Genomic DNA, 6,418 nt, shown 5'->3' on the forward strand with positions numbered 1-6,418 from the left:
GTGGTCTGTGGTTCAGACCGGTCTACCTCGAGGTGGAACACCGCGGACATCCGTGCGCTTCTTGGCGACACCGATGCCCATGCCCGTGAAGCCACTGGTGCCATCGATTCCGTTGACCGGCGCGACGGTCAGGGTCAGCTCGGCCTGGACCCGAACCTGGTGCACCTGCGGAACCGACGGTCGCGTGGCGGCAAGGGCCACCCGGACAGCCGACAGCGGAGCGCAGGCAGCTGGCATCGCCGCCGGACGCTCATAGGTGAAGATCTCCATTGGTGCCACCTCCCTGTCTTTCCTCGTGCCGACTCGGTCTCCACCCCGTGAGCAGCCGGAATGGCGCCGCTCGCGAGGTGTGTCCTGAGGCTATTCCTCGCCCCGGGGCGAGGGCAAACGAATTTACGACGAGATTTCGAAAGTTTTCTCCGGGGCGATGTCGTCCACCGCCGCGCCCCCCACCAGCGCCAGCACCGCGTCGCCGTAGAGGCCCAGCTTGCGGGGGCCGATACCGGCGATCGCGACCAGCTCCTCGGTCCGCCCCGGACGCCGCTCGGCCAGCGCGGTCAGCGTCGCGTCGGTGAAGACCACGTACGCCGGGACCTTCTGCGCGCCGGCCACCCGAGCCCGCCAGTCGTGCAGCCGCTCGTACAGCTCCCCGTCGATGTCGGACGGACAGGTGGGGCAGCGCCCCAGCTTGCGGTCCGGGCCGGCGAGCAGGGTCGCGCCGCAGATCCGGCAGGAGACCACCTGGTTACGCCGTCGCTCCGCACCGGCCCGGCGGGCCGCCACGCCGCCACCGGCCCGCTCACCGCCGCCGGAGCGGTCCAGCTGCGGCAGGAACCGGCACGGCCGCCGGGCCCGCCCGCCCGGCGAGCGCGCCGAGGCGTACGACAACCAGAGCCACTGGCGGGCCCGGGTGATCCCGACGTAGAGCAGCCGGCGCTCCTCCTCGACCTGTTCCGGCGTACGCGCGTACGTGGTGGGCAGGGTGCCCTCGGAGAGCCCGACCAGGAAGACCGCGTCCCACTCCAGACCCTTGGCCGAGTGCAGCGAGGCCAGGGTCACCCCGTCCACCGTGGGCACGTGCTGCTGGGCTGCCCGGCGGGCCAGCTCCTCGTTGAAGTCCGACAGGGTCACCGGGCGCTCCACCGCGGCGGCCTCGCCGATCGGCAGCACCTCGGGCGTGGCCGCGTACTCGTCGGCGAGCCGGACCAGCGCGGCCAGTGCCTCCCAGCGCTCCCGCGCCGCGCCGCCGGCCGGGGCGGCGTCGGGGGCCCAGCCGACCGCCGCGAGCGCCTCGCGCACCGCGACCGGCAGCGGGGTCTCCCCCGGGATCGACCGGGTGGCCGCCCGCAGCGCCACCATCGCCTGACGCACCTCGACCCGTTCGAAGAAGCGCTCCGCACCCTGCACCACGTACGGCACACCGGCCTCGGTGAGCGCCTTCTCGTACGCCTCGGACTGCGCGTTGGTCCGGAACAGCACGGCGATCTCCTTCGCCGGGGTGCCCCCCTCGACCAGGACCCGGCAGCGGGCCGCCACGGCGGTCGCCTCGGTCGGCTCGTCGGTGAAGATCCGCAGCTCCGGCTCGGGGCCGGGCGGGCGCTGTCCGTGCAGTTCCAGGCGCAGCCGCGCCTCGGCCCCCCGGGCCTGGCCGATCACCGCGTTGGCCAGCCCGACCACCTGCGGGGTGGAGCGGTAGTCCCGGACCAGCCGGACCACCGTCGCGTCGCGGTGCCGGCGCGGGAAGTCGACCAGGTACGACGAGGTGGCCCCGGTGAACGAGTAGATGGTCTGGCTGGCGTCGCCGACCACGGTGAGGTCGTCCCGGCCGCCGAGCCACGCCTCCAGCAGCCGCTGCTGCAACGGGTTGACGTCCTGGTACTCGTCGACCACGAAGTGCCGGTACTGGCCGCGCACCTGCTCGGCGACGTCCCGGTGCTCCTCGATCCCCCAGACCGCCGCGCGCAGCATGTCCTCGAAGTCGATCACCCCGTTGGCGCGTTTGAGCCGCTCGTACGCGGTGAAGACGTCGGCCACCTTCGCCGGCTCGTACGGCGTCTCGCGCAGCGCCTTGGCCGCGGCGACGACGTACTCCCCCGGCTCCACCAGCGACGACTTGGCCCACTCGATCTCGCCGGCCAGGTCGCGGGCGGCCGCCCGGTCGGCGCGCAGCCCGACCTTGGCCGCGGCCAGGGTGACCACCCGCACCTTGCTGTCCAACAGTTCGGGCATGGCCCGGCCGTCGAGCAGCCGGGGGGCGAAGTAGCGGACCTGGCGCAGCGCCGCCGCGTGGAAGGTCCGCGCCTGCACACCCTGCACCCCGAGCACGGTGAGACGGGCTCGCATCTCGGCGGCGGCGCGGGCGGTGAAGGTGACCGCCAGGACGTGCCGGGCGGAGATCTCCCCGGTCAGGGCGCGGTGCGCGATCCGAGAGGTCACCGCGCGGGTCTTGCCGGTGCCGGCGCCGGCCAGGATGCAGACCGGGCCGGCCGGGGCGGTCACCGCCGACCGCTGCTCCGGATCCAGTCCGGCGAGCACGAGTTCGGCCGCTGAGTGAACCACCACAACGAGGAATCATCTCAGCTCGCGGTGATGTTGCAGCGATTAGCCCGGCCTGATCGGTGCCGGGCGGATCGACCCTGGGAGGACCTGACCATGCTGACGATGTATTCCACCTCGTGGTGCGGCTACTGCCACCGGCTCAAGTCGCAGCTCGACCGGGAGGGCATCGGGTACGAGGTCGTCGACATCGAGAAGGACCCGAAGTCGGCCGAGTTCGTGATGAGCGTCAACGGCGGCAACCAGACCGTCCCGACCCTGCGCTTCGCCGACGGCAGCGCCCTGACCAACCCCTCGATCACCCAGGTCAAGCAACACCTAGCCACCATCACCAGCTGACCCACCGCCCCCACCCCCGCCCCCACCCCCGCCCCCACCCCGCCCGTCGATCATGAAGTTATTGCCAGCTCTCCCGGCGTGTCGCGGCAATAACTTCATGATCGACGAGCGACTCCGGTGAGCGGCGGGGGGACGGGAGCAGGGGGGGCGCGGGGGGTGGGGTGGGTGGCAGTGGGGCGGGCGGGGAGAGACGGCGGCCGCGCCAGAGCCAGGCCCCGGCGGCGGTGGTGATCACCCCGACGACGACGAAGAGCAGCCGGTAGTCGAACGCGCCGACGAGCAGCGCGCCGGCCCCGATCGAGAGCGCCTGCGGGCCGCTGACCAGCGCCTCCGCAGCCGCGGTCACCCGACCCAGCAGCCCCGGCGGGGTACGCCGCTGCACGAGCGTGCTCAGCCCGACCATGGTCAGCGGCAGCGACACCCCGGCCAGCAGCAGCGCGAGCACCCCCAGCCGCAGGTCCGGCCAGGCCAGCGCCAGCGCGGCGGGGCCGAAGAAGGTCACCCCGGCGGCGAGCGCCCCCACCTCGCCGACCCGGCGTACCACGGCCGGTGAGAGCAGGCCGCCGACCAGACCGCCGATCCCCTGCACGGTGACCAGCACCCCCACGAACGCGGCGTCGCGGCCCAGCCCCTGATCGACGTACGCGAAGATCAGCGACTCGCTGAAGCCCATCACCAGCGAGCCCAGCCCGTAGCCGAGCAGGGCCCGGCGCAGCGCGGGCTCGCCCGCCAGGTGGCGCAGCCCCACGCCCAGCTCGGCCGGCCAGCGGAGGGTGGCCGCGGCCGGCTCGACCTCGTGCGTGCGCAGCAGCCCCACCACGGCGGCGGCGCTGACGAACCCGACCATCGCCAGCGTGGCCAGCAGCCAGCCGCCGACCGCCGCGTACAGGGCCGCGCCGGCGAGCGGGCCGCCCAACCGCAGCCCCTGCCGGACGGTCTGCAACGCCCCGTTCGCCTCGGCGAGCAGTTCGCTGGGCACCAGTTGCCGGATCAGGCCGCTGAGGGTCGCGCTGAGCGTCAGGTACGACAGCCCGTACAGGCCGGCCACCACGTAGATGATCCACACGTCGGCCCGGTCCCGGACGGCGAAGAGCGGGGTGAGCAGCATGGCGGTGCCGAGGTTCGCGGCCACGAAGAAGGGGCGGCGGCGGTACCGGTCGACGACCCAGCCGACCAGCGGCGCCAGCGTCATCGGCGCGATGATCGCGAAGATGGTCGCGCCGGCCAGGCCGTCCGAGCCGGTCAGGTCCTTGACCCAGATGGCGAGCGCGAGCAGCAGGATGGACTCGGCGGCCATGCTGGCCAGCAGCGCGCCGAAGAGCAGTCGGAAGTCGGGACGGCGCAGGACGGTGCGCATGGGGGTTCCCTCCGCGGGGGTGGCGCCCGGTGGGCGCGGTCTGGAGGAGGTGTGGCCGGTCCGGTCATCGTCGTCCGGGCCGCTGCACTTTCCACAGTCCTCTTTTTGTCTCGTGACACGCCCTCGTCGGGGGCCCCCGACGGCGGTCGCGCGTCCATACTGACCGTGGGGGGCGAATTTCATACAGTTACCGTCGCGTCCGCGGCGGTCTACGGAATCGAGGACACCCGTGCCTCCTGCCGTACCGAGCCCGATCCTGCGCCGACGCAGGCTCGGCACCGAACTGCGCCGCCTGCGCGAGGCGGCGGGACTCACCGGCGACCAGGTGATCGATCGGATCGGCTGGGCGTCGGCGTCCAAGCTGTCCCGACTGGAGAACGGGCGCAGCCGGCCCGACCCGGACGACGTGGCCGTCCTGCTGGAGCTCTACGGGGCGGACCAGGACCAGCGCGCGGAGCTGATCACCATCGCCCACGAGGCCGGCGACGTGCGCGGCTGGCGCAAGTCGTACCCGGTGATGACCCAGCAGCAGCTCGGCTGGGCGGAGATCGAGGCCGGCTGCGCGGAGATCCGCGAGTACAACCCGGTGCTGGTGCCGGGGCTGCTCCAGACGGCGGGCTACGCCCGGCTGCGGATCGTCTCGGCCGACCTGGCCGCCGCCACGGCCGGCGATCCGGAGGCCGGCGAGGACCCGGAGACCGAGGTACGCGCCCGGCTGGCTCGGCAGTCGCTGCTGGACCGCTCCGACGGTCCCCGCTACACGGCCGTGCTGGAGGAGGCGGCGCTGGGTGAGCGGGCCGGTCCGGCCGAGGTACGCCGGGAGCAGCTCGCCAAGCTCTGCGAGCTGGCGATGCTGCCCAACGTCACCCTGCACCTGCTGCAACGGACGACGGTGATCGGCGAGTTCTACCTGCCGCCGACCGCCTTCTCGCTCTACCGCTTCGCCGACCCGCAGGACCCGGAGACGCTGGCGATCGAAGGTGGCTTCATCGACGTCATGTCGCATGAGGCAAATACTGTAAATCGCTATAAAGTGGCCTTCGAGTGGCTATGCTCGGCGGCGCTCTCCGCATCGGACACCCTCTCCTGGCTCTTCGAGGCGACGGGACGGCTGACCGACACGGCAGCCCCGTCCACGGCGGCCCACGGGGCGGCAGCAGCGCCGGCCCAGCGCCGCCGACCTACCGGGCGCCTGACGGAGCGGTGATCCACACCGGACCTCCGGCGGGGTCGGGCGGGCGCCACTCGTCCCCATCGGAGCAGTCCAGGATCAGGAGCAGAACCATGAACGAGATCCGCAACACCGTCGTCGCCCGGCAGCTCGCCGACGCACCCTGGCGCAAGAGCACCCGGAGCCAGACCTCGAACTGCGTCGAGGTCGCCCCGCTGGGCGCGGCGGTCGTCGCGCTGCGGGACAGCAAGGACCCGAGCGGGCCGGTGCTGCTGTTCAACCGGGCCGGCTGGCTCGGCTTCATCAGCGGCGCGAAGAACGGACAGTTCGATCTGAACTGATCCGGTGATCGGGTGAGGGGCCGTCGGCGTGACGCCGGCGGCCCCTCGTCGTCCGCGTGCCCACAACCGCCCTGACCAGGCATCGGATGATCGGACGACGCGCCGGACCGATAGTCGCGTTTCACTTGCTGGGATCGCCGACAGGCGTAACATGACGTTTCAGTGACGTGGAAGTTCCACTGGGTACCCGTCCGTCGCGGTCCACCCGGAGACAGCCATGCGTTTCCTGATCGTTCGAACCGACATCCGCACCGCCGCCGACACCGACATCGCCGCCGCCTGGGCCGGCGGCGGCGTGCTCCGCGACGAGACGACCGCACCCGAACCCCGCCGCCAGATCGTGCACGCCGAGGACCGGGAGGCCGCCCTGCTGCTGGCGCGGGCGCTCGCCACGGTCGGCGCGGTCCGCTCCGGACGGCAGCGGGTCAAGGTGCTGCCGCTCGACGAGCCCGCCCCCACCCGCCAGGAGTGCTGGGAGGCCACCGGCAGCTGACCTGCGCACCGACGTCCGTCGTGGTCGGACCGGCTCCCCCGCCGTGTTCCTTCGCCCCATCCGCCACGACGGCCCGTGTCCCGGCCCGTGACCGTCGCGGCAACGGCGGTCACAGGACGGAAACACCCCCCGCCTCCTCCCTCCTCCCCACCACCGTTTGC

General features: G+C 72.7%; 7 protein-coding genes. 4 read left to right on the plus strand and 3 right to left on the minus strand.

The genetic code is table 11. From position 1 onward, the window contains the following. Positions 1–12: 12 nt before the first annotated feature. Together ACPFP2_RS27990 and ACPFP2_RS27995 are read right to left on the minus strand one after the other, a co-directional pair. Complete coding sequence (locus ACPFP2_RS27990; protein WP_424092957.1) at positions 13–270, minus strand: hypothetical protein; 258 nt, start codon at positions 268–270, stop codon at positions 13–15. Positions 271–393: 123 nt separating this feature from the next. Next, positions 394–2,562, minus strand: a complete 2,169-nt coding sequence (locus ACPFP2_RS27995; protein ID WP_424092959.1) for an ATP-dependent DNA helicase UvrD2 — start codon at positions 2,560–2,562, stop codon at positions 394–396. A 90-nt stretch (positions 2,563–2,652) separates the two neighbouring features. Between ACPFP2_RS27995 and ACPFP2_RS28000 the strand changes: the two genes are divergently transcribed. After that, a complete protein-coding gene (locus ACPFP2_RS28000) occupies positions 2,653–2,895 on the plus strand; it encodes a mycoredoxin (RefSeq protein ID WP_424092961.1) in 243 nt (80 codons plus the stop codon). A 58-nt stretch (positions 2,896–2,953) separates the two neighbouring features. On the opposite strand, the gene ACPFP2_RS28005 is transcribed toward ACPFP2_RS28000, so the two are convergent. Continuing rightward, the gene (locus tag ACPFP2_RS28005) at positions 2,954–4,252 is read right to left on the minus strand and encodes an MFS transporter (RefSeq protein WP_424091865.1); all 1,299 of its coding nucleotides are present in this window, start codon (positions 4,250–4,252) and stop codon (positions 2,954–2,956) included. Positions 4,253–4,481: 229 nt separating this feature from the next. On the opposite strand from ACPFP2_RS28005, the gene ACPFP2_RS28010 reads away from it, so the two are divergent. The 3 genes from ACPFP2_RS28010 to ACPFP2_RS28020 all read left to right on the plus strand — a co-directional run bounded on the left by ACPFP2_RS28010 (position 4,482) and on the right by ACPFP2_RS28020 (position 6,257). Continuing rightward, positions 4,482–5,459 (plus strand): helix-turn-helix domain-containing protein, encoded by a 978-nt coding sequence (locus ACPFP2_RS28010; RefSeq protein ID WP_424091863.1) that lies wholly within the window; start codon positions 4,482–4,484, stop codon positions 5,457–5,459. 77 nt (positions 5,460–5,536) lie between these two features. Next, entirely contained in the window at positions 5,537–5,764 is a 228-nt protein-coding gene (locus tag ACPFP2_RS28015) for a DUF397 domain-containing protein (RefSeq protein WP_424091861.1), read from the plus strand. Positions 5,765–5,981: 217 nt separating this feature from the next. Next, on the plus strand, positions 5,982–6,257 hold the full coding sequence (locus ACPFP2_RS28020; RefSeq protein ID WP_091289996.1) for a hypothetical protein: 276 nt from the start codon (positions 5,982–5,984) through the stop codon (positions 6,255–6,257). The last annotated feature ends 161 nt before the right edge of the window (positions 6,258–6,418 follow it).

The organism is Micromonospora citrea (assembly GCF_049629545.1).
GTDB lineage: Bacteria > Actinomycetota > Actinomycetes > Mycobacteriales > Micromonosporaceae > Micromonospora > Micromonospora citrea_A.